This is a genomic window from Sinorhizobium sp. M4_45 (assembly GCF_002885915.1).
Classification (GTDB): Bacteria; Pseudomonadota; Alphaproteobacteria; order Rhizobiales; family Rhizobiaceae; genus Sinorhizobium; species Sinorhizobium meliloti_A.
This window is the reverse complement of the sequence record NZ_NWVE01000014.1, coordinates 54996-76495: the sequence shown is the minus strand read 5'-3', so window position 1 is coordinate 76495 and position 21500 is coordinate 54996. Positions and strand designations below refer to the sequence as shown.

Sequence of the window (21500 nt, the reverse complement as noted above, 5' to 3'; positions counted from 1 at the left end):
GATGGTGCAAATACAGCGAAGACGCTAGACACTGCAGCGGTAAATAGTCCTTCGGTGGTAATGGGATGCCTTCAGTGAGCGTTGTTGAGAGGACTCGGTTGGGACGGTTGTTCGTCAGGTGGAGAGGCGACGGCGTCGCAGCCTATATTGTCGCCGCGATAGTCACGTCGGGCATTCTTGCCCTCAGAGTGACACTGCCGGAACCAATCGGCGAAGGCCTTCTTCTCTTCTCGTTCATCCCTGCGATCCTCGTCGCCGCGCTGGTCGGAGGCCGGAATGCGATTCTTTTCGCGGCCGGGCTGTCGCTTTTTGCGGCGGTTTTTCATCAGCAGATCACGAGTGCCGAGGGGCCGAGTGTTCTGGAACTGGTGGTCTTCGGGTCGGCAGTGCTTCTGATTGTGGCTCTGGGCGAATTGCTTGAGGCGGCAAGACGCGCCATCGACCGGACCGAGAACGTCGTAAGGGCTCGCGACGCTCATCTGAGATCCATACTGGATACAGTTCCGGATGCCACAGTGGTCAGCGCTACCGATGGCACAATCGTGTCCTTCAACGCCGCGGCCGTGCGGCAGTTCGGGTACGCAGAGGAGGAGGTCATCGGCCAAAACCTACGCATATTGATGCCGGAACCCTACCGCCGCGAACACGACGGATATATGCAGCGCTACATGACAACCGGGGAAAAGCGCATCATCGGTATCGATCGCGTTGTCTCCGGGCAGCGGAAAGATGGATCGACGTTTCCGATGAAGCTCGCCGTTGGGGAGATGCGGTCCGGCGGCGAGAGGTTCTTCACGGGCTTCATCAGGGACCTGACGGAGCGGGAGGAGTCTGCCGCAAGGCTCGAGCAGATACAGGCTGAACTGGCGCGCCTTGCCCGGCTCAACGAGTTGGGCGAAATGGCGTCGACGCTTGCCCACGAACTGAACCAGCCCCTTTCGGCGATCGCCAACTACTCGCATGGCTGTACCAGGCTGTTGCGAGACATGGACGACGCCATAGCTACGCGAATGCGCGAGGCGCTCGAAGAGGTGGCGCGCCAGTCGTTGCGGGCCGGCCAGATCATCAAACATCTCAGGGAGTTCGTCACAAAGGGGGAGACGGAGAAGGCGCCGGAAGACATCCGCAAACTGGTGGAGGAGGCCGCCGCGCTGGCCCTGGTTGGCTCCCGCGAGCAGGGGGTCAGAACGGTGTTCGAATATCTGCCCGGTGCCGAAATGGCAATGGTCGACCGTATCCAGGTCCAGCAGGTCCTCATCAATCTAATGCGCAACGCGATCGAGGCGATGCGCCTCGTCGACCGCCGAGAGCTGACGATCCGCACCATGCCGGCCGGTGCGGGGGAGGTTGCCGTCGTTGTCGAAGACACGGGTGGGGGCATCCCGGAGGAAATCTCCGGCCATCTCTTCAAGCCGTTCGTCACGACCAAGGCAAGCGGAATGGGCATCGGGCTGTCCATTTCTAAGCGGATCGTCGAGGCGCACGGCGGTGAGATGACTGTCTCGAAAAATGCGGCGGGCGGAGCCACTTTCCGGTTCACGCTTCCCGCCTATGTAGATGAACGGATCGTTGCAAATGATTGATTATACGGTGCACATTGTTGATGACGAAGAGCCGGTCAGGAAGTCCCTGGCCTTCATGCTGACAATGAACGGATTCGCCGTGAAAATGCATCAATCGGCCGAGGCCTTTCTGGCGTTTGCGCCGGACATCAGAAACGGGGTTCTTGTCACGGATTTGAGAATGCCGGACATGTCCGGCGTAGAGCTTCTGCGCAACCTCGGCGATCGCAAGATCAATGTACCGTCGATCGTGATTACCGGGCACGGCGACGTTCCCATGGCGGTGGAGGCCATGAAAGCGGGAGCGGTCGATTTCATAGAGAAGCCTTTCGAGGATACCGTGATCATCGAGGCAATCGAGAGGGCATCTGAACATCTGGTCGCTCCGCAAGCCGACGCGGACGAAGTCAACGATATCCGAGCTAGGCTCCAGACGCTGAGCGAGAGAGAACGCCAGGTGCTCTCCGCAGTCGTCGCCGGCCTTCCCAACAAGTCGATCGCCTATGATCTGGACATCAGCCCGCGCACTGTCGAGGTGCACCGCGCCAATGTAATGACCAAGATGAAGGCGAGGAGCCTCCCTCATCTCGTTCGAATGGCTCTCGCCGGTGGCTTCGGTCCTTCCTGATCCGCCGAGTTGATCTCGCGCAATGCGGTGCGTTGCCGCAAGCGGCTTAATGGCGGCTCATTGCGGCAGATGCACGTCACATTGCGCGGGACTCAAATTGTTGGATGCGAAAACCATCATCGTCGTTGCAGCGGACCAGGGCCTCCGACGGTCCGTGGCGTTCGCACTTGAGGTCGAAGGATATGCGACTCAGTCTTACGACACTTTGCGGGCAGCCGAGGATGCTTCCCGGGTGGCGCTCTGCACGATTCTCGACGACGACATACTGAGATCCGAGCCTCAAGCCGCCGCGCAATTCCTTAGCAATTACGGGGGCCGGGCCATCCTGCTGGTTGACGGCCTGTCGGTCCTTCAGCAAGGTGTGGACTACGCGACATTGACGAAACCATTCACCGGTCCCGACCTGCTCAGCGTGATCAACAGCCTGATCGAGGCGGCTAAGTAGTTTCCCTTAGTGATCTAACCGAATTTCTCCAAGTCACGCGAATTGGCAATCTGTCCCCACATCGAAAAGGGGATAATCCATGTACGCCGCTGCAACCGCCAAACCACAGTCCATCGAGGTCGAACACCTTGGGCCGGCCCCAATTTCTAGGCCCCACCTTGTCGCCACTTACAAGCCCGGTCGCGAGATCTATGCCGAGGGCGATCTGAACGACAAGTGCTATCAGGTTTCGACCGGAGCCGTACGTGTCTACCGCCTCCTTTCAGATGGACGCCGACAAGTCGTATCCTTCCATCTCCCAGGCGAAATGTTCGGTTTCGAAGCCGGATCCAACCATTCTTTCTTTGCCGAAGCCATCACGGAAACAACACTGGCCATTTTCGGGCGCCGGCATATGCAGGAGCGTTCGCGGGAGCTTCTCGCGCTCGCCTTGACCGGCATGGCACGGGCTCAGCAGCATCTTCTGGTAATCGGCAGGCAATGTGCCGTGGAACGGATTGCCGCATTCCTCGTTGATCTTTGCGACCGTCAGGGAGGAGGCAGGCAGCTTCGCTTGCCCATGTCGCGACAGGATATTGCGGACTACCTCGGCCTGACGATCGAAACCGTGTCGCGCGTGGTGACAAAACTGAAGGCGCGTAGTGTCATCGCGCTCAGGGACGCGAGGACGATCGACATCGTAAGGATGGAAGCTCTGCGTTCGCTCTGCGACTGAGACTGGCCCGGGCCGCGCAGCATGCTCCTCTGATACTCCGCCGCCGCCAACCAGCGTGGTCTAGCGGGAGGAGGGAGGAGCCATGTTCGTGAGCGAAATGTCTCGTGAGGAATGCCATGGCGTAGTGGCCGCCGGAGATCTCGCGGCTGGCATGCTCCAGGGACGGCCAGCCCCACATCGTGCCGATTACCTACGCGCGCCGGGTAATAAACTCTATTCCTTTTCCATGCTTGGCCAGACCGGATGCGCAGCAGCCCAAAGTTTCGCTGCAGATTGCGGAGTTTGCCAGCAATGGCCGGTGGAAGAGCGTGGGCGTAACCTACCGGCGGCGCAAGGCTGCCATCAGCAGCGTATTCACGCCTGGTGCCTGCTCGAAAGGAGACCCGAATGGCGGGAACCAAGAGGCCTCAAACCTGTACCGTAATAAATCTCACCTGCCCAGAAGAGATCTCAGGCCGTCTGCGCATATCTTCTTCTGCGCCGAGATGCACGAGATAACGGTCCGGGCAGCCTGCCCGGGTGAGCGGTAGTTTCCCGCATGCGCAGGAGATCCCCTCCGACGGTTCTCCGCCCGAGCTTCCGCCGCTTTCCTGTGCAGCTCCGTTAGGGCCGATCCCACGAGCCAAACCGGCAAACTTCCGCGCATTGTCACGTCGCTGACCGCATCGCTGTGCGAGCGGAGGAGGTCGCATCGTTGCATTGCCATGTCTTTTCGCTCGCTGTCTGGCTCCTTTTGAACTACCGGCCGCCATGTCTCGCGAGCTCCAAAGCAACTTGATCTGGATCAAGGTGCCAAGGGCCGGGCTCTGACAATTCTCGCAATAGTGTTGCTGCCCGCGCCGCATGCGCCAGTCAGCGGTTAAAGAGAGTTGGGGTCCAACCATGAAACACACAGTCGAGATGGTCGTGCTTGCCGTCGGCGCCTTCCTTGCGCTGGTCGGAGCCGGCCTTGCGCAGGACCGCCAGTTCGGCGCGCACATGTGGGTGCTGTTCTTCGTGCTGCTCGCCGGCACCCTGGTGCTCATGCGCCGCGTTGACTTCCGTCCGGCTCGCGCGGGTCATCCGGGCCGTCGGAGCGAATACTTCGACGAGGTCGTGAAGTACGGCGTCATCGCGACGGTATTCTGGGGCGTGGTCGGCTTTCTCGTCGGCGTCGTCGTCGCCCTTCAGCTTGCCTTTCCCGACCTCAACGTAGAGCCCTGGTTCAATTTCGGCCGGGTACGGCCGCTTCACACGTCCGCGGTCATTTTCGCCTTTGGGGGCAACGCGCTTATCGCAACTTCGTTCTATGTGGTTCAGCGTACGAGTCGCGCGCGCCTATTCGGTGGCGATCTCGGCTGGTTCGTTTTCTGGGGCTATCAGCTCTTCATCGTCCTCGCGGCGACCGGCTACCTGCTCGGCATCACGCAGTCACGCGAATACGCGGAACCTGAATGGTACGTCGATCTCTGGCTCACCATCGTCTGGGTTGCCTACCTCGTCGCCTTCCTCGGCACGATCCTGAAGCGCACCGAGCCGCACATCTACGTGGCGAACTGGTTCTACCTCGCCTTCATCGTCACCATCGCGATGCTGCACGTCGTCAACAATCTGGCGGTGCCCGTCTCCTTTCTGGGTTCGAAGAGCTACTCCGCATTTTCCGGGGTGCAGGACGCGCTGACGCAGTGGTGGTACGGACACAACGCAGTGGGCTTCTTTCTCACGGCGGGCTTCCTGGCGATTATGTACTACTTCATCCCGAAACAGGTGAACCGCCCCGTTTACTCCTATCGGCTGTCGATCATCCACTTCTGGGCGATCATCTTCATGTACATCTGGGCCGGTCCCCACCACCTGCACTACACGGCGCTGCCCGACTGGGCGCAGACGCTCGGCATGGTCTTCTCGATCATGCTCTGGATGCCCTCGTGGGGAGGGATGATCAACGGCCTCATGACGCTCTCTGGCGCCTGGGACAAGATCCGCACCGACCCGGTGGTCCGCATGATGGTCATGGCCGTCGCCTTCTATGGCATGGCGACCTTCGAGGGCCCGATGATGTCGATCAAGACGGTCAACTCGCTCAGTCACTACACCGACTGGACCATCGGCCACGTCCATTCCGGCGCGCTCGGGTGGAACGGACTGATCACCTTCGGCGCGATCTACTATCTCGTACCGAAGCTGTGGAACCGGGAACGGCTCTACAGCGTGCGAATGGTCAATTGGCACTTCTGGCTCGCCACCCTCGGCATCGTCGTCTACGCCGCTGTTATGTGGGTCGCCGGTATCCAGCAAGGCTTGATGTGGCGCGAATACGACGACCAGGGCTTCCTCGTCTACTCCTTCGCGGAAACGGTCGCGGCCATGTTCCCCTACTATGTCATGCGCGCCGTCGGCGGCGCCCTGTTCCTCGCCGGCGCGCTCCTCATGGCCTTCAACGTAACAATGACGATCCTCGGTCGCGTCCGTGACGAGGAACCGATCTTCGGTGCTGCGCCGCTGCCGGCGCCTGCAGAATAGGAGGGCATCAGACCATGTCCATTCTCGACAAACACGCGATACTCGAGCGCAATGCCACGCTGCTGCTGATTGGCTCGCTCCTGGTCGTCTCCATCGGCGGAATCGTCGAAATCGCGCCGCTCTTCTATCTCGAAAACACCATCGAGAAGGTCGAGGGCATGCGGCCATACTCCCCGCTGGAGCTTGCCGGCCGGGACATCTACGTCCGCGAGGGATGCTACGTCTGTCACAGCCAAATGATCCGTCCGTTCCGTGACGAGGTGGAGCGCTACGGCCACTATTCGCTGGCGGCGGAGTCGATGTACGACCATCCCTTTCAATGGGGTTCCAAGCGAACTGGACCGGATCTCGCTCGCGTCGGCGACCGCTATTCCAACGAATGGCATGTCCAGCACCTGATCGAGCCCCGCTCGGTCGTGCCGGAATCTGTGATGCCGAGCTACGCCTTCCTCAAGGACACGCCGCTCGAGGTGAAGAATGTTGCCATGAGCCTCGAGGCGAACAGGGCGGTCGGCGTCCCCTACACCGACGAGATGATCGATAACGCGGGTGCGGACCTCAAGGCCCAGGCTGATCCGAATGCCGACGGTTCGGGCGTAGAGGCACGCTATCCCAAGGCCAAGCTCGGCGACTTCGACGGTGATCCGCAAAGGCTGTCGGAGATGGATGCGCTCGTCGCCTATCTCCAGATGCTGGGCACGCTCGTCGACTTCTCCACCTACGACGACACCACCGGCTATCGCTGAGAGGGAGGCAACATGGAAACGTACACGGCCATGCGCCATTTTGCCGACAGCTGGGGATTGCTCGCCATGACGTTGTTCTTCCTCGGCGTCGTTTTCTTCATCTTCCGCCCCGGCGCCAAGAAGGCTGCAGCTCAGGCGTCTGTCATCCCGTTGAAGGAGGACTGATCCATGACCGACAAGCACAAGCACGTCGACGAGGTCAGCGGCGTAGAAACCACCGGACACGAATGGGACGGCATCCGCGAACTCAATAATCCGATGCCGCGCTGGTGGGTCTACAGCTTCTATGCCACGATCATCTGGGCGATCGGCTATGCAATCGCCTATCCCTCGTGGCCTATGCTGACGGAGGCGACCAAGGGCATGCTCGGCTATTCGAGCCGCGCCGAGGTCAGCGTCGAACTGGCCGCAGCCAGGGCTGCCCAGGCCGGCAATCTCGAGCAGATCGCATCGAGTTCGGTCGAAGAGATCATAGCAAATCCGCAACTGCAGCAATTTGCCGTTTCAGCCGGGGCTTCCGCCTTCAAGGTGAACTGCGCCCAGTGCCACGGCTCGGGGGCTGCGGGCGGGCAGGGTTTTCCGAATCTCAACGACGACGACTGGCTCTGGGGCGGCAAGCCCGAAGAGATCTATCAGACTATTGCTCATGGGGTTCGACACGCCGGCGACGCGGAGTCGCGCGTTTCGGAGATGCCGCCCTTCGGCGACATGCTGACGCCGGCGCAAATGCAGCAGACGGCAGCCTACGTCGTGAGCCTCACCCAGGCACCGTCGCAACCGCACCTCGTCGAGCAGGGCAAGCAGGTCTTTGCCGACAACTGCGCGTCCTGCCATGGCGCGGACGCGAAAGGCAACCGTGAGATGGGAGCACCCAACCTCGCCGATGCGATCTGGCTCAAGGGAGAGGGCGAGCAGGCGGTGATCGCGCAGATGAAGACGCCGAAGCACGGCGTGATGCCCGCATGGCTGCCGCGCCTCGGCGACGACGCCGTCAAGCAGCTCGCGGTGTTCGTCCACTCGTTGGGCGGCGGCGAGTAGAGGTCCAAGATCATTCGGCCGTGAACCCGTGCGGCCGATTTTCCTGGTCACGGGCGGGGTTGGCCAGATTTCGTTCGTCTACGAGCAGGCGGGACAACCGCTCAGTTCAAAGCCCTTGGGGATGTCCCACCGCAATGTGCGGCATCCGGGCGCGGACTTGACGCAGATCAAGGTGACCTGAGTGCACATCGGCAAAGGTCGCCTCACAAGCGAAACTATCGCCGGGACCTGCCTGCATGCTCCACCAGCCAATAACTAATGGTTCAGTCGAACGGCTCGATGCGGAAGCGGTCAATGCCGCGCGTGTGCGAGGGCCGCTCTACGAGAAGCGTCGGAAGATCTTCCCGAAGCGGGCCGAGGGCCGCTTCCGCCGGTTCAAGTGGCTGGTGATGCTAGTGACGCTTGGCATCTACTACCTGACGCCGTGGATCCGCTGGGATCGCGGGGCGCATGCGCCGGATCAGGCGGTCCTTATCGACCTCGCTTCCCGGCGCTTCTATTTCTTCTTCATAGAGATTTGGCCGCAGGAGTTCTTCTTCGTGGCGGGGCTCCTCGTCATGGCGGGCTTCGGGCTTTTTCTTGTGACCTCTGCAGTCGGGCGAGCCTGGTGCGGCTACGCCTGCCCGCAGACCGTCTGGGTCGATCTCTTCCTCGTCGTCGAGCGCTTCATCGAGGGGGACCGCAACGCGCGCATGCGCCTCGACGCCGGACCGTGGAGCCTCAACAAGATACGCAAGCGCGTGGCCAAGCATGCTATCTGGCTGGCGATCGGGGTTGCGACCGGCGGCGCGTGGATATTCTATTTCGCCGATGCGCCCTCGCTCTTGTCGAGCCTGGTCGCGCTCGATGCGCCGCCGGTCGCCTATACCACGATCGGAATTCTGACCGCGACGACCTACGTCTTCGGCGGGCTGATGCGCGAGCAGGTCTGCACCTATATGTGCCCATGGCCGCGCATCCAAGCGGCCATGCTGGACGAGAACTCGCTCGTCGTCACCTACAACGACTGGCGGGGGGAGCCGCGCTCGCGGCATGCGAAGAAGGCTGCTGCGGCCGGCGAGGTCGTCGGGGATTGCGTCGACTGCAACGCCTGCGTCGCCGTCTGTCCCATGGGCATCGACATCCGCGACGGCCAGCAGCTCGAATGCATCACCTGCGCGCTCTGCATCGACGCCTGCGACGGTGTGATGGACAAGCTCGGCCGTGAGCGCGGGCTGATCTCATACGCGACGCTCAGCGACTATGCCGCCAATATGGCGCTCGCGACGAGCGGCGGGACCGCGGCGATCGATCCAAGTCGCGTGCGCGACGCCAATGGCGCCTCCCGCGACAAGGTGCGGCACCTCAACTGGCGCATCGTCTTCCGGCCCCGCGTTCTCGTATATTTCGCCGTCTGGTCGATTGTCGGACTCGGTCTTCTTTTCGGCCTGCTGACGCGCGACCGGCTGGAACTGAACGTCCTCCACGACCGCAACCCTCAGTTTGTCGTCGAATCCGACGGCTCGGTGCGCAACGGCTACATGGTCAAGCTGCTCAACATGATCCCCGAACAGCGCACCATCAGCCTGACGATCGAGGGTATGCCCGCCGCCACCATGCGGGTGGCCGGGCAGGCGAGGGGCGACGGACGCAGCATCACCATCGGCGTCGAGCCGGACAAGGTCACCCCGCTTAAAGTCTTCGTCACGTTGCCGAAAGGCAGATTTGCCGAGGCGGAAGAGGGTTTTTCCCTCATAGCGGAGGATCCGTCCAGCCACGAACGCGATGTGTATCAGGCCAATTTCAATCTGCCGGGAGCAGCAAGACAATGAGCACGGCAACGAAACAGCGCGGATTCACCGGTTGGCACATGGCGGCGGTGATGGGCCTCTTCTTCGGCACCATCATCTCCGTCAATCTCGTCATGGCCTGGAACGCCAGCCGAAGCTGGAGCGGCCTTGTCGTCGAGAATACCTACGTCGCTAGCCAGCAGTTCAACGGCAAGGTGGCCGCGGGCCGCGCCTTTCAGGCCAGCGGCGTCAAGGGGCGGCTAACGGCCGGACCCGGCGCTATCCGCTACGTCCTCACCCGGAACGGCGAACCGGAGCGACAAATCGACAAGGTCATTGCCGTTCTCAAACGACCGGTTGAAGAGCATGAGGACCTTCGCGTCGAGCTCCATCCTCGGGGCGAGGGCGCTTTTGTTTTGAGTGAAGAGCTGAAGCCCGGTCAATGGATCGCCGCCATGACGGCCATGGCGGGGGATGCGGTGGTCCACCGCCAGACTATCCGCTTCATTGCAGAGGGAGGAGACAAATGAGCTGCTGCGCCGTTGGTGCGGCAACCATGGTTCCCGCAGGAGGGCAGGCGTCGCCCGCCTCCGAGGAACTTTGGCTTGCGAGCCGGGACCTCGGAGGCGGCCTGCGCCAGATCGAGTTGAGCGTCCCCGGCGCTTATTGCGGCGCCTGCATCGCCACGATCGAAGGAGCGCTGCGCGTGAAGGCCGAAGTCGAACGCGCCCGCGTCAATCTCTCCTCCCGTCGCGTTTCAATCGTCTGGAAGGAGGAGGTTGGGGGTCGTCGCACCGATCCCTGTGATTTCCTCCATGCCATCGCTGAGCGTGGCTATCAGGCACACCTCTTTTCGCCCGGCGGGGAGGAAGGCGATGACCTGCTGAAGCAGTTGATCCTCGCGGTCGCCGTTTCGGGCTTCGCCACGACCAATATCATGCTGCTCTCCGTGTCAGTCTGGTCGGGGGCGGATGCGGCCACCCGCGATCTCTTCCACTGGATCTCGGCGCTGATCGCCGGACCGGCGCTGATCTATGCTGGCCGCTTTTTCTACAAGTCGGCATGGAACGCCATTCGCCGCGGGCGAACCAACATGGATGTGCCGATCGCGCTCGCGGTCAGCCTTTCCTATGGCATGTCTCTCTACGAGACGATCGGTCATGGCGAACATGCCTGGTTTGATGCATCCGTGAGCTTGCTGTTCTTCCTGCTGATCGGCCGAACGCTCGATCGCATGATGCGGGGCCGCGCACGAGCGGCGATCAGCGGTCTCGCACGCCTGTCGCCGCGCGGGGCCACCGTCGTCCATCCGGATGGCTCGCGCGAGTACCGCACCATCGACGAGATCAAGCCAGGCGAACGCCTGTTCGTCGCTGCCGGCGAGCGTATCCCCGTCGATGGACGGGTGGTGTCTGGGACGAGCGATCTTGATCGTTCCGTGGTCAACGGCGAGAGCTCGCCGGCGGTGGTCGCCACAGGAGATACGGTTCAGGCCGGCACGCTCAACCTCACGGGTCCGCTCACCCTGGAGGCAACCGCCGCGTCGCGCGACTCGTTCATCGCCGAAATCATCGGATTGATGGAAGCTGCCGAAGGGGGCAGGGCGCGCTACCGACGCATTGCCGACCGCGCCGCCCACTATTATTCGCCGGCCGTCCATCTGCTGGCGCTCCTGACCTTCGTCGGCTGGATGTTGGTGGAGGGAGATGTCCACCATGCCCTGCTGATCGCCGTGGCGGTGCTCATTATCACGTGCCCCTGCGCACTCGGCCTTGCCGTTCCCGTCGTCCAGGTCGTAGCGGCCGGGCGGCTTTTCCAAGGCGGTGTCATGGTCAAGGATGGCTCGGCGATGGAGCGCCTAACTGAGATCGACACAGTGCTCCTGGATAAGACCGGCACGCTGACCATCGGCAGACCACGGCTCGTCAACGCGCACGAAATCGCACCGGGTCGGCTCGCGTTGGCGGCGGCTATCGCGGTGCATTCGCGCCATCCGATCGCAATAGCGATTCAGAATTCGGCAGGGGCAGTCTCTGCGCTTGACGGCGATATCCGGGAAATTCCCGGCGCCGGCATCGAAGTGAAGACCAACGACGGAGTTTATCGGCTCGGGAGCCGCGGCTTTGCGGTCGGCGATCCGGGGTCTGCCGCCGTGCAGTCGGAGGCAATCCTGTCGTTGGATTTTCGTGAGCTTGCCTGCTTCCGGTTCGAGGACCGGCCGCGTCCCGCTTCGCGGGAATCGATCGAAGCCCTTGGCCGCCTGGGCATTGCGACCGGAATACTGTCCGGCGACAGGGAGCCTGTGGTGGCGGCCCTCGCCAGCAGTTTGGGGATCTCGAACTGGCATGCCGAACTCTCGCCACGCGAAAAGGTCGAGGCATGCGCCGCTGCCGCCGAGGCAGGTCACAAGGCCCTGGTCGTGGGGGACGGCATAAACGACGCGCCCGTTCTGCGTGCGGCGCACGTTTCCATGGCTCCGGCGACTGCCGCCGATGTCGGACGCCAGGCTGCCGACTTCGTGTTCATGCATGAGCCCCTTTCGGCAGTTCCCTTCGCCATAGAGACTTCGCGGCATGCCGGCCGACTCATCCGGCAGAACTTCGCGCTGGCGATCGGCTACAACATCATCGCCGTGCCGATCGCAATTCTTGGCTACGCGACGCCGATCGTCGCGGCTGTCGCGATGTCCACCTCGTCGCTCGTGGTAGTCTTCAATGCTCTGAGACTGAAGCGCACCCTCGCCGCCGGCAACGCCGCGGGACCAGCCACATTGATCCATTCAGGCGCGGTGACCTCATGAACACCCTCATCTATCTCATACCGATCGCACTCAGTCTCGGTGGTCTGGCGCTCCTCGCGTTTCTGTGGGCACTCAAGAGCGGGCAGTACGAGGACCTCGACGGAGCCTCCTGGCGCGTACTCGAAGACGGCGATAACAAGGGTGAATCAAGCCAGACTTTCTAGCTATTTGACCAAGATCAACTTACCGCAACCGACATAGCGCTAGGCTGGTGGCATGTTTATTGGGACATGCGCAATGGAGACACTACAATTGACTTCGAGCGACAGGACGACCTTCTTGCGTTCGCGCTTCTTCGTGCGGCTGCCGCGCTCCACTGTCGACGCCATTCTCGAGGACACGAGGCTGTCCACTTACGAGGAGCACGATGTCCTCTTCCACCAGGGCGACAGCATCGACGACGTGTTCTTTGTACTTTCAGGTCTGATCCGCCTCTACCGTGTTGGAAAAGATGGGCGCGAGGCCGATGTCGCGGTGTTTTCCAAAGGCGAGATGTTTGCCGAGAACGCCATGTATCTAGGGCGTGCCACCGCCAGCGCGGAGGCTGCCGAAGCATCCATAATTGCGCGAATTGACAGTGCCAAGCTTCGGCAACTCGCCGTCGCAGACCCCGATGTAGCGCAGGCTTTCATCGAGCATCTCTGCCATCGAGGCAAAATAACGGAAGACCTGCTCGCACAAGATCGCCTGCTCACCGCTGCCCAGCGCGTCGCAAGCTACATACTCGATCAATGTCCAAACGGCACTACCACAAGCTTCTCGTTCCGCTTGCCGTTCCAGAAGAACGTGCTTGCGGGGAAACTTGGCCTCGCCCCGGAGGCCCTTTCACGCGCCTTTTCGACGCTGCGCCAGTCGGGAGTGACCGTAAAGGGTCGGATGATCGAGATACATGACCGGCACGCGCTGGAGCGGTTCTGAGCCGGCGCTGCAACACGCTCATCCGAAAACAATCAGCCCCCCGACGTTCAGAGCCACGAGTTCGCCACTCAATACATCGACGGACGCTTTTCCCTCCCTCGCGCATGCCGGCAACAACCGTGTCGGTGGGGCCGTTCAATTTGATGTTACGCGTGCTGAATGCTGAATAGCCGCCTTGGTACGATTATGATATTTACCGACAACCGTTAGTTTTGCCGCACGGGAAGTTTATAAGTTCTGGCTGCTGAGACGTAGTCGGCCTTGCACGCAGAGACCTCAGGATGGCAGATATCGGCATGGCGTCGTCGAATTCATCGAATGGTGGAGCCGGTGAGCTCATCTCAACATTCGGTGAGGAGTTTAGGCTCGTCAGTTGTTCGTCGATGCTGGGGAGAACCTATCCGGCGGCCACGTCGGGCGAAGCAACGCTCTGGAACATTTATCCGGAACTCTTGTCTCCCGACCTAAAGTTGGCGGTACAATCGGTACTCGCTACCGGTTTGCCGAAAAGCATGACAGTTCCCGGTTCGTCTGCATCGGGTCGGAAGCTCTTCGTCTTTCGAGGGGAGCGGGGCGTGGGAGTCATGGAGGTCGGCGAGGCCGCCGTACAAGCGCCTGGATGCGAGACCGACGAGCGCGTTCGTCTTCTCCACCAGGCCATGCACGACGCTTTGACCGGATTGCCGAACCGGCGTCAATTCAGTCACGACTTGCACGAGAATCTGCCGGTGCAAGCCCCGCAAAATCTTGCGTTCATGCAAATCGATCTTGATGACTTCAAACCCGTCAATGACACGCTCGGGCATGCTGCGGGTGATCTAGTGCTCAAGGAGACCGCTGAGCGACTCCAAGCCGTGCTTGGCGAGGGGGAGACTGCCTATCGACTGGCAGGGGATGAGTTCGCCGTCATCCAGCGAGGTGGACGGCCGGGCCAAGCCGAGCGTTTAGCCGAGTCGATCGTAGATGCCTTCAGGGCGCCCTTCAGCATCGAAGGTATCGAGGTGTTCGTCGGCGCGAGCGTCGGCATCGCCGTCGCGCCCGAGGACGGGGACGATGGCGAGCAGTTGATGCGAGCCGCGGACATCGCACTCTACGCTGCGAAGAACGACGGGCGGGGCCGTGCCAGAGCGTTCAATCGTTCCATGCTCATCATGTTGGAGCAGCGGGAGATGCTGCGGCGCAGTCTGCGCGTAGCGCTTCGGGAATGTCAATCCTTTATCGAGTACCAACCGATTGCAGAGGCCGCCGCTATCGTCGGTTTCGAGGCTCTACTCAGATGGGAGCACCCTTTCGCTGGGACTGTGCCGCCAGGGGTATTCATCCCAATAGCGGAAGCAGACGGGCTGATGGGTGAGATAGGGGAGTGGGTGCTCGAGCAGGCTTGTAGACAGGCAGTTACGTGGCCGGAGCACTTCACGGTCGCGGTGAACCTCTCACCGGCCGAATTCCTTCGAAAGGGTCTGACGGACCGGGTGGCGAACATCCTCGATGCGGTGGGTCTCCCGCCCGACCGCCTGGAATTGGAAGTAACTGAATCGGTTTTGCTGGAGCGCAGCACCAACAATCTCGACACCCTACACACTCTGGAGGTGCTGGGCGTTCGTATTTCGCTCGACGATTTCGGCACGCGCTATTCTTCCTTGGCGTATCTGAAGAACTTCCCCTTCGACACCATCAAGATCGACCGGTATTTCATCAAAGACGTCGAAACAGACGACAAGAGCCAGACCATTGTCGGCTCCATCATCTCGCTTGCTCACGGGCTGGGGATGCGAGTCGTGGCAGAGGGAGTCGAGAATGCCGCTCAGGCTGACTGGCTTAGAAGGAGAGGGTGCGACCGGCTGCAGGGAAACCTGTTGAGCGTCCCGATGCCCGCCGAACCGATCGAGACATTCCTTCGCCATACATCCATGGCGGCTTCGTAGCGCGCTCAATATTTTCGGCTTTTCGGATCTTGATGTGGACACGCGTGCTGTCGGCACACGTCCACGTTGATCAGTCAAATCCCGAACGGCTTCGTCCGGCCTCGTCGGCGCCGGGCGGAACAGCAGTCCCGGCTGGCGGCGTCGACGAAGGCGGACTACCGCAAGCCCGCAGGACGTCGCCGCGCCGTGGACATCGGATTCCCGAGCACCTTTCGGCACGTCAGGATGCGGGCGGCGGAAGCCAATCTTCGCCGCTTTGATTGTCCGATGAACATCCGCCCAGCTTCCAGCTTCGGCGGCAGTGCAAGATCCTTTCCGTAGGCCTTGCTTCCACCTTCGGCTGACGTTGGCCGTTGTTCAAGATGCGGGTGATCGCCCGGTATTCATACCTCAGCGGACACGCCGCGGATTGGCGACGCTGTCCAACCAGTGCCGCAGTTGAGCGTTGAGGTCGTCGAGGTTGCGGAACGAGCGCGCCAGGAAGAAGTCTTCCCGAATATAGCGAAACGGTCTCTCGACCTTGCCCATCGTCTTGGCCCGATAGGGACGGCATGCCCTGGGATGAAAGCCGTAGTGACGCGCGAGATCAACAAGCGCACGGTTATAGACAATACCCTCTGTCTCGCCTTCGCCGATGACTGCCGTCTTCATCCGATCGTACAGGATCTCGCGCGGAACGCCCCCAATCGCCTCGAAGGCGGCGACATGGCAACGCAGCACGGTCGGCAGGTTCTGATGCATGACGAAGCGCGCCCAGATGAGGCGGCTGTAGCCGAGCACCATGGAAAACAACCAGACGATCCTCGGCGTCGTCGGTTCATCGGTGAACACGACATGAAACTGGGCAAAATCGACCTGCGCCTGCTCGCCCGGCGGCGTCTCGAAGCGAACCTCGAACCCTTGCTCGCTCGGTGGTCGAACGTCACGCAAGAAGTCGGTCAGCGCCGTGTAGCCGCCGGAATAGCCGAGATCCTTGATCTCGCGGAAAAGCCGCCGCGCTGTCAGGCCGGGATAGGCCTGCACGCGTTCGCGAACGGGTCGATCACCGTCGCTCTCGGCTTGCGCGGGCCATAGACCGGAGCCTCCAGCCCGCGCTCGATGTACTTGCGCACCGTCTTGCGATCGATACCAGCCTGCCTGGCGATCGCTGACACCGACAGACCTTACCGATGTAGATCCAGGATCATCATCACCTCCCTCAGCTTGATCACCGAAATCCCCTTCCGACCATCGGAAGCAGTATCGGTGATGACATGTGACCGATCTTCCGGGGCGCGCGCCGGAAGACCGCTCACGGCGCAAACTGGGGAAGATTCAAACGGCACATTTGGGGAGTATTGTTCCGGTATCCACATCGCATGGAGGAGGCCCGAGACAGTTCTCGAACATGAAGGCCCATGGCTTCATCTCCGCGACGGCTCTCGCACCTTCCATGAGAAGATCGCGGGGATCGTCCTTGCCGAGGCCCTTGCCGTCCTCCGAATAAGGCTGGCAGGGCAGACCGCCGACGAGCAGGTCTATGCGCTGCTGGCGGTACGGCTTGAAGTCGACGCTCCGAAGGTCCTCCTCGATGACGTTCCACTCAGGCCGGTTAACGCGCAGCGTCGCTGCGGTGTTCCTGTCGATCTCCACCAGGGCCACCGGCTGGAAGCCGGCGGCTTCCTGGCCGAGTGCCATTCCGCCTGCACCGGCGCAAAGTTCGACAAACCTGAGTCGGCGCTCCGGCAGTTCGAAGAGCGGGCCTCGAGGCTCGGTCCAGGAAGCAATGAGCCTCAACTTGGGGGCGCTTGTCGCCGCGTGCAGGCAGTGGATCACGTCCGTCTGTCTGATTCCCTCGCGCGTACCGTCGAGCACGTATCCGCCTCGGCGGCCGAACCTGCCTTCGGCGAACTTCCGCAATGAATGGTATCCGCGAGGGGCGGGAAGGGCGGAGGATGCTGGCAGGCACTCGTTCTTCGAGTCCGAGGCTACCGAAATCGGCCTTGCCGGCATCTTGGCAAACACTTCCGATGCTGGGAATCCTATTCGGAGAGATCAGGTAACACTCGGTGCCCGAGCGGCATCGGTTCTTGAAGTCGCATGTCGAGCGTGTTGTGAGCTGCCTGCATCATGTCCATGTCATGGACGTGACTGATGGCGGCCAACTCGTTCATCAGATCACCAATGATCAGGTCAACACGGCGAGGAGCGCCCGTGGCATCCTCAATTATGACTGCCTCAAGTTGTTCGAACGATCCCCCAAGGGCACGGTAGAGCTCCAAGGCTGCCGCCAGGAAATTCCTCTGGCGCTCCACGAGATCCCTCGCGGAAGCTTCTCCAGCTCGGGCCGCCAAAAGCTGGACAGCTTTGTTTTGAAACGCGCTCATCCTTACAGATTTTCTTCACAATAAGCCTTCTTGAGGTTGCGTTTCTACTACACGCATAACGTCTAATTTTTTACTAATTCAGGAATTGACAAAATACATCTTCCGGTAAACGGGGGTCTGGATGCCGAAGCAAGTTTGACGGGTCACAGCCACAATCACGCGGTCGCTATCAATTTACCGCGGCGACAGCGGATATCTCTCCGACACCCACGGTTGTTGATCTGGAACAATGACCGGCTCCGGAGGGTCGTCTATTTGCGGCTTGATCTCCTGGTCTCCGACTTCGAGCTGGTGAAGGTTGAAGGCGAGATTGACATCCGGCGCTGAGCACACGCTCGCGGCGCGCGGCGCGGCCAAGTTTCGGGCTTAACGGAGGGCATTATTTGCTCCAGCGCAAGGAACCCTCAGCCCGACACATTTAAAAATGTGCGGACCATCTTCTGCACAAGGCATGTTGAGTTCAGGCGCCTTCGGCGCGACACCGGCTTCAGCCAGCGGGAGCCAAGCACATACTGGCAAGCATCACGGCAAGGGAACAGATCATGACGGAAACAAGCCTCGACAACACTGTCTCAGCGATCGCAGCAGAGTTGCCCGGAGCCGCGGAACTCTTCCGGAGCCATAACATCAGCTTCTGTTGCGGCGGCAACGTCCCGCTCGCGGAAGCCGCCGTCAAGGCGGGTCTCGCGCCGTCGGCGCTGCTTGCTGAGCTGGAGGCCCTCGTGGTTGCTGCAAGACGAGATGCACCCGAAGAAACATCGGACCTTATCGGACACATCCTCGACAGATATCACCAGACGCACCGTGCGGAGCTCGCCTGGCTCATCCCGCTCGCCCAGAAGGTGGAGCGGGTGCACGGAGACCACCCCTCGGCGCCGATCGGCCTTTCCCAGGTACTGGAGCGCCTGCGGGACGACCTCGAGAACCACATGATGAAGGAAGAGCAGGTTCTATTCCCAATGATGCGACGCGGCGGCAGTGCGGTGATCACCAATCCGGTCACGCAGATGCGAGACGAGCGCGAGGAAGAAGCAGGGCATCTCCGGACAGTCGAACATGTGACTCATGGGCTTTCGCTGCCGCCAGGCGCCTGCGGCTCGTGGACCGCACTCTATACGGGACTGCGCAAGTTCACCGACGATCTGGTAGCGCACATGCATCTCGAGAACGCAGTGCTATTTCCACGCTTCGAAACCACGTCCTAGGCGGCTGTTTGACGCACGAGTCAGCAGATGGGATCAATCTGGCGGATACCATACCGGCCACTCTTCTTTCTCGCGGGACTATGGGCGCTGATCGTGCCCATGGTCTGGCTCCTCCCGGAACAACTCGTGCCGGACAGGGTCGAGTGGCACAGCCGCGAGCTTCTGTTCGGCATGGGCGGAGCTGCGGCAGGGGGCTATCTCCTGACTGCCCTGCCGGCCTGGACGAAGAGCGGGGCCGTACCGCCGGCCGTCACTGTGATGGCTACCTGCCTCTGGTGCGCCGCCCGCCTAACCGGCGCGCTCTCGGAGCACCTGCCCCTTGTCGCTGCCGCGGCCGGGGTATCGGCCTATTTCGCGTTCCTGACTGCGATACTGATGCGTGGCGTCGTGGTCTCCGGGGCGTGGGATCGGTGCTGGGCGCCGATCGGAATAGGCGCGCTTGGCGTAAATGCCGTGGGTAGCATCGGCGATGGTCCGAGTCCCACGCCGCTGCTTTATGCCGCGCTGATCATCCTGATTGGCGGACGCGCCGTGCCCGCCTTCACCCGCTCCTGGCTAGACAGGACAGGGGGAGGGAAGTCCCTCCGCAATCGGCGGGCGCTCTCGCACCTGGCGGTCGCGGGCATTCTCATCGCGACCTGTCTTCGTGGCGCTTGGTCGCCGACGCTGTCAGGTCTCCTGCTGTTGTTTTCGGGCGCTCTGCTGCTGTGGCAGATGAGCGACTGGCAGAGCATCGGGACCCGCCGCTATCCTGCCTTGTTCATCCTGCATGTCGCATTCGCGTGGACGCCGACGGCGCTCATCCTGGGCGGTCTTTCAGCTATTCTAACCGACCAGATTCCAGCAGATGACGCCTTACACGCGCTCACAATGGGGGCGATGGGTACAATGATCGCCGCCTTCATGATGCGCCCTGCCATGTTCCGCAACGGCGAGTCCCTGATCCTCGGCCGGGCGATGGCTGGCGCGTTCTCGCTGGTGTCGCTCTCTGCTCTGCTGCGGATTTCCGGCGGCTGGCTGGATCAGGACCATTTCGAACCCGACGCCGCTTCCGCAATCTGCTGGATGGCGGGGTGGACGCTTTATCTGATAGCATATCTTCCGGCCATGAGCGGCCCTGTTCCCAGACCCGCGTTCAGCGCCGCACTCGGCAGTCAGGTCGAGCGCGGCAACGGCAAGGCGGGGTGCCTCTGTCCGCAGAGCACCGAGTTGCCGATGGTCCAGGATACCCAACCGAATAGACGTATCTCGCAAGGAAAAAGTGATGCACGTGCAACGAGATCAAAATGGAGACTTCACATTCAACCCCGCCGCGCTCGCGGATCGTTTCCAGCTCTCAACCGACGACTTTCGTCGGAACATCCGCAGGGGACTGGTGACCAGCATGGTCGAGCGCGGCGAGGGCGAAGACGTCGGCACGTGCCGCTTGCGCGTGAAGATCGGAAACCGGGTGTGGACCGCAATCCTGAACAGCGAGGATCGCGTGATCACCGAAGAAATGACCATTTATCGCGCGAGCGCGCGAACATCACGAGCCAGACCATCCGTAGGGGAAAGCTGAACCCGCCGCAGACAGTCCCAAGGGCCTGCACTACGCCAAGACTAACTTGAACCTGGCCTTGGCTCCAAATCGATGCTGCCTGACCAATTGACGCTTCGTCCGGTAACCTCACTCGGCAAATAGATTGGGACCGAATACTTCGTAGTGGATGTGCGCTTCGGAAATGCCAAGACTGAGCAGCATGTCGTGCTGCATGCGCATGAACGGAACCGGTCCGCAGATATAATAGTCAGCATCTTCGAGGAGTATGCTGTCCTTGATCCTTTCGACGTCGACCAGGCCCGCAAAGTCGTAGTCACGTCCTTCGGTGTCCGTCGGCAGGGGCTCGTTGTAGAAGATGAAAAGCTTGAAATCCGGATAGGTACGGGAGGCGTCCTTCAGACGGTCGCGCATCGCATGTACCGCGCTGTTGCGTGCGCCGTGCACGAAAACGACCTTCCGCGGCGGCGCCTGAAGCGCTTTTTTCAGCATGCTGACCATCGGCGTCAGCCCGACCCCGCCGCTGATCAGAACGATCGGCGTCGTCGCTGTGACGTCGATGTAGAAGTTCCCGTAGGGAGCCGTGAGCTTGAGTTCGTCGCCGACATTGATCTCGTCGTGCAGCAAGGAAGAGACATAGCCGGGCGTCCCCAATCCGCCATCTTCTCGCTTCACCGAAATTCGATAGCTGCGTCCGTTCGGAGAATCCGACAGGCTGTATTGGCGTATCTGCTGGTACCCGAGCTTCGGCACGTGCACGGCGACACTCGTGTATTGTCCGGGCTCGAAATCCGCCACCTGTTCACCGTCCGCCGGCTCCAGCACGAATGAGGTAATGACATCGCTCTCCGGATTCTTCTCACGAACGATAAAGCGCCGCCAGCCGGTCCAGCCACCGGGGCGGTCTTGCGAGCGCTCGTAGAGCTCACTCTCCATGCCGGCCAGGATATCCGCCAGATTGCCATAGGCCTGCGCCCAGGCCGAGATGATCTCCTCTGTCGCGGCGTCTCCCAGCACCTCCTTGATAGACGCGAGCAGATGCTCTCCGACGATCGGATACTGTTCCGCTCTGACGCCAAGGCTGGCATGCTTGTGGGCGATGTCCTTCAACACCGCCGAAAGGCTCTCCGGATTCTCGATGTTGGCCGCATAGGCGTAGACGGCGCGGGCGAGCGCTTGCTGTTGCTCGCCCCTTTCCTGATGCGCCATGTTGAAGATGTTCTTAAGCTCAGGATGCGCCTGAAACATCCGCTTGTAGAAGTGCTGGATGATCGCGTAACCGTGCTGCGCCAGGACTGGGGCAGTGGCTTTGACGATTTCCTTGGTCTGCTGGGTGAGCAT

The 21500-nt window shown here is 61.2% G+C and carries 19 protein-coding genes and 2 pseudogenes; 17 read left to right on the top strand and 4 right to left on the bottom strand.

Annotated features, from left to right (window positions below; all coding sequences use genetic code 11):
* Positions 1-65 precede the first annotated feature (65 nt).
* The 14 genes from fixL (at position 66) to CN933_RS28700 (ending at position 15048) form a co-directional block, all read left to right on the top strand.
* Positions 66-1583 carry an oxygen sensor histidine kinase FixL gene (fixL, locus tag CN933_RS28770; protein WP_102763119.1) on the top strand — a complete coding sequence of 506 codons (1518 nt, stop codon included), beginning with the start codon at positions 66-68 and terminating at the stop codon, positions 1581-1583.
* A complete protein-coding gene (gene fixJ, locus CN933_RS28765) occupies positions 1576-2190 on the top strand; it encodes a response regulator FixJ (protein ID WP_102763118.1) in 615 nt (204 codons plus the stop codon). Before fixL ends, fixJ begins: the two co-directional genes overlap by 8 nt.
* Before the next feature lie 22 nt (positions 2191-2212).
* The gene (locus CN933_RS28760) at positions 2213-2635 is read left to right on the top strand and encodes a response regulator transcription factor (protein WP_280951632.1); all 423 of its coding nucleotides are present in this window, start codon (positions 2213-2215) and stop codon (positions 2633-2635) included.
* A 79-nt stretch (positions 2636-2714) separates the two neighbouring features.
* Positions 2715-3350: a helix-turn-helix domain-containing protein gene (locus CN933_RS28755; protein WP_102763116.1), complete on the top strand. Its 636-nt coding sequence runs from the start codon at positions 2715-2717 to the stop codon at positions 3348-3350.
* Between the two features lie 882 nt (positions 3351-4232).
* Positions 4233-5852, top strand: coding sequence for a cytochrome-c oxidase, cbb3-type subunit I (gene ccoN, locus CN933_RS28745; RefSeq protein WP_102763115.1), 1620 nt, complete (start codon positions 4233-4235; stop codon positions 5850-5852).
* Positions 5853-5866: 14 nt separating this feature from the next.
* A complete protein-coding gene (gene ccoO / locus CN933_RS28740) occupies positions 5867-6598 on the top strand; it encodes a cytochrome-c oxidase, cbb3-type subunit II (RefSeq protein ID WP_102763114.1) in 732 nt (243 codons plus the stop codon).
* 12 nt (positions 6599-6610) lie between these two features.
* Complete coding sequence (locus CN933_RS28735; RefSeq protein ID WP_102763113.1) at positions 6611-6763, top strand: cbb3-type cytochrome c oxidase subunit 3; 153 nt, start codon at positions 6611-6613, stop codon at positions 6761-6763.
* A 3-nt stretch (positions 6764-6766) separates the two neighbouring features.
* Positions 6767-7636, top strand: coding sequence for a cytochrome-c oxidase, cbb3-type subunit III (ccoP, locus tag CN933_RS28730; RefSeq protein ID WP_102763112.1), 870 nt, complete (start codon positions 6767-6769; stop codon positions 7634-7636).
* A 236-nt stretch (positions 7637-7872) separates the two neighbouring features.
* Positions 7873-9447 carry a cytochrome c oxidase accessory protein CcoG gene (ccoG, locus tag CN933_RS28725; RefSeq protein ID WP_102763111.1) on the top strand — a complete coding sequence of 525 codons (1575 nt, stop codon included), beginning with the start codon at positions 7873-7875 and terminating at the stop codon, positions 9445-9447.
* A complete protein-coding gene (locus CN933_RS28720) occupies positions 9444-9935 on the top strand; it encodes a FixH family protein (protein WP_102763110.1) in 492 nt (163 codons plus the stop codon). The genes ccoG and CN933_RS28720 overlap by 4 nt, the downstream gene beginning before the upstream one ends.
* Positions 9932-12205, top strand: coding sequence for a cation-translocating P-type ATPase (locus CN933_RS28715; protein WP_102763109.1), 2274 nt, complete (start codon positions 9932-9934; stop codon positions 12203-12205). Before CN933_RS28720 ends, CN933_RS28715 begins: the two co-directional genes overlap by 4 nt.
* Positions 12202-12369: a cbb3-type cytochrome oxidase assembly protein CcoS gene (gene ccoS, locus CN933_RS28710; RefSeq protein WP_102763108.1), complete on the top strand. Its 168-nt coding sequence runs from the start codon at positions 12202-12204 to the stop codon at positions 12367-12369. Before CN933_RS28715 ends, ccoS begins: the two co-directional genes overlap by 4 nt.
* A 73-nt stretch (positions 12370-12442) precedes the next feature.
* Positions 12443-13123, top strand: a complete 681-nt coding sequence (locus CN933_RS28705) for a Crp/Fnr family transcriptional regulator (RefSeq protein ID WP_102763107.1) — start codon at positions 12443-12445, stop codon at positions 13121-13123.
* 281 nt (positions 13124-13404) lie between these two features.
* Positions 13405-15048, top strand: coding sequence for a putative bifunctional diguanylate cyclase/phosphodiesterase (locus CN933_RS28700; RefSeq protein ID WP_102763106.1), 1644 nt, complete (start codon positions 13405-13407; stop codon positions 15046-15048).
* A gap of 399 nt (positions 15049-15447) precedes the next feature.
* On the opposite strand, the pseudogene istA reads toward CN933_RS28700, so the two are convergent.
* From istA to CN933_RS28680, 3 genes and pseudogenes are all read right to left on the bottom strand, one after another.
* A pseudogene (gene istA / locus CN933_RS28690) lies at positions 15448-16208 on the bottom strand (IS21 family transposase); the annotation flags it as partial.
* A 154-nt stretch (positions 16209-16362) separates the two neighbouring features.
* Positions 16363-16947 carry a DNA cytosine methyltransferase gene (locus CN933_RS28685; RefSeq protein WP_245425211.1) on the bottom strand — a complete coding sequence of 195 codons (585 nt, stop codon included), beginning with the start codon at positions 16945-16947 and terminating at the stop codon, positions 16363-16365.
* Positions 16948-17069: 122 nt separating this feature from the next.
* Entirely contained in the window at positions 17070-17414 is a 345-nt protein-coding gene (locus CN933_RS28680) for a hypothetical protein (protein WP_102763103.1), read from the bottom strand.
* A 542-nt stretch (positions 17415-17956) separates the two neighbouring features.
* Between CN933_RS28680 and ric the strand changes: the two genes are divergently transcribed.
* The 3 genes and pseudogenes from ric (at position 17957) to CN933_RS32140 (ending at position 20180) form a co-directional block, all read left to right on the top strand.
* Complete coding sequence (gene ric / locus CN933_RS28675) at positions 17957-18619, top strand: iron-sulfur cluster repair di-iron protein (protein WP_102763102.1); 663 nt, start codon at positions 17957-17959, stop codon at positions 18617-18619.
* A 27-nt stretch (positions 18620-18646) separates the two neighbouring features.
* Positions 18647-19860, top strand: a pseudogene (locus tag CN933_RS28670) (NnrS family protein).
* Between the two features lie 23 nt (positions 19861-19883).
* Positions 19884-20180, top strand: a complete 297-nt coding sequence (locus tag CN933_RS32140) for a DUF6522 family protein (protein WP_102763173.1) — start codon at positions 19884-19886, stop codon at positions 20178-20180.
* A 108-nt stretch (positions 20181-20288) separates the two neighbouring features.
* Here the strand turns inward: CN933_RS32140 and hmpA are convergent, their stop codons facing one another.
* On the bottom strand, positions 20289-21500 hold the full coding sequence (gene hmpA, locus CN933_RS28660) for an NO-inducible flavohemoprotein (protein WP_102763101.1): 1212 nt from the start codon (positions 21498-21500) through the stop codon (positions 20289-20291).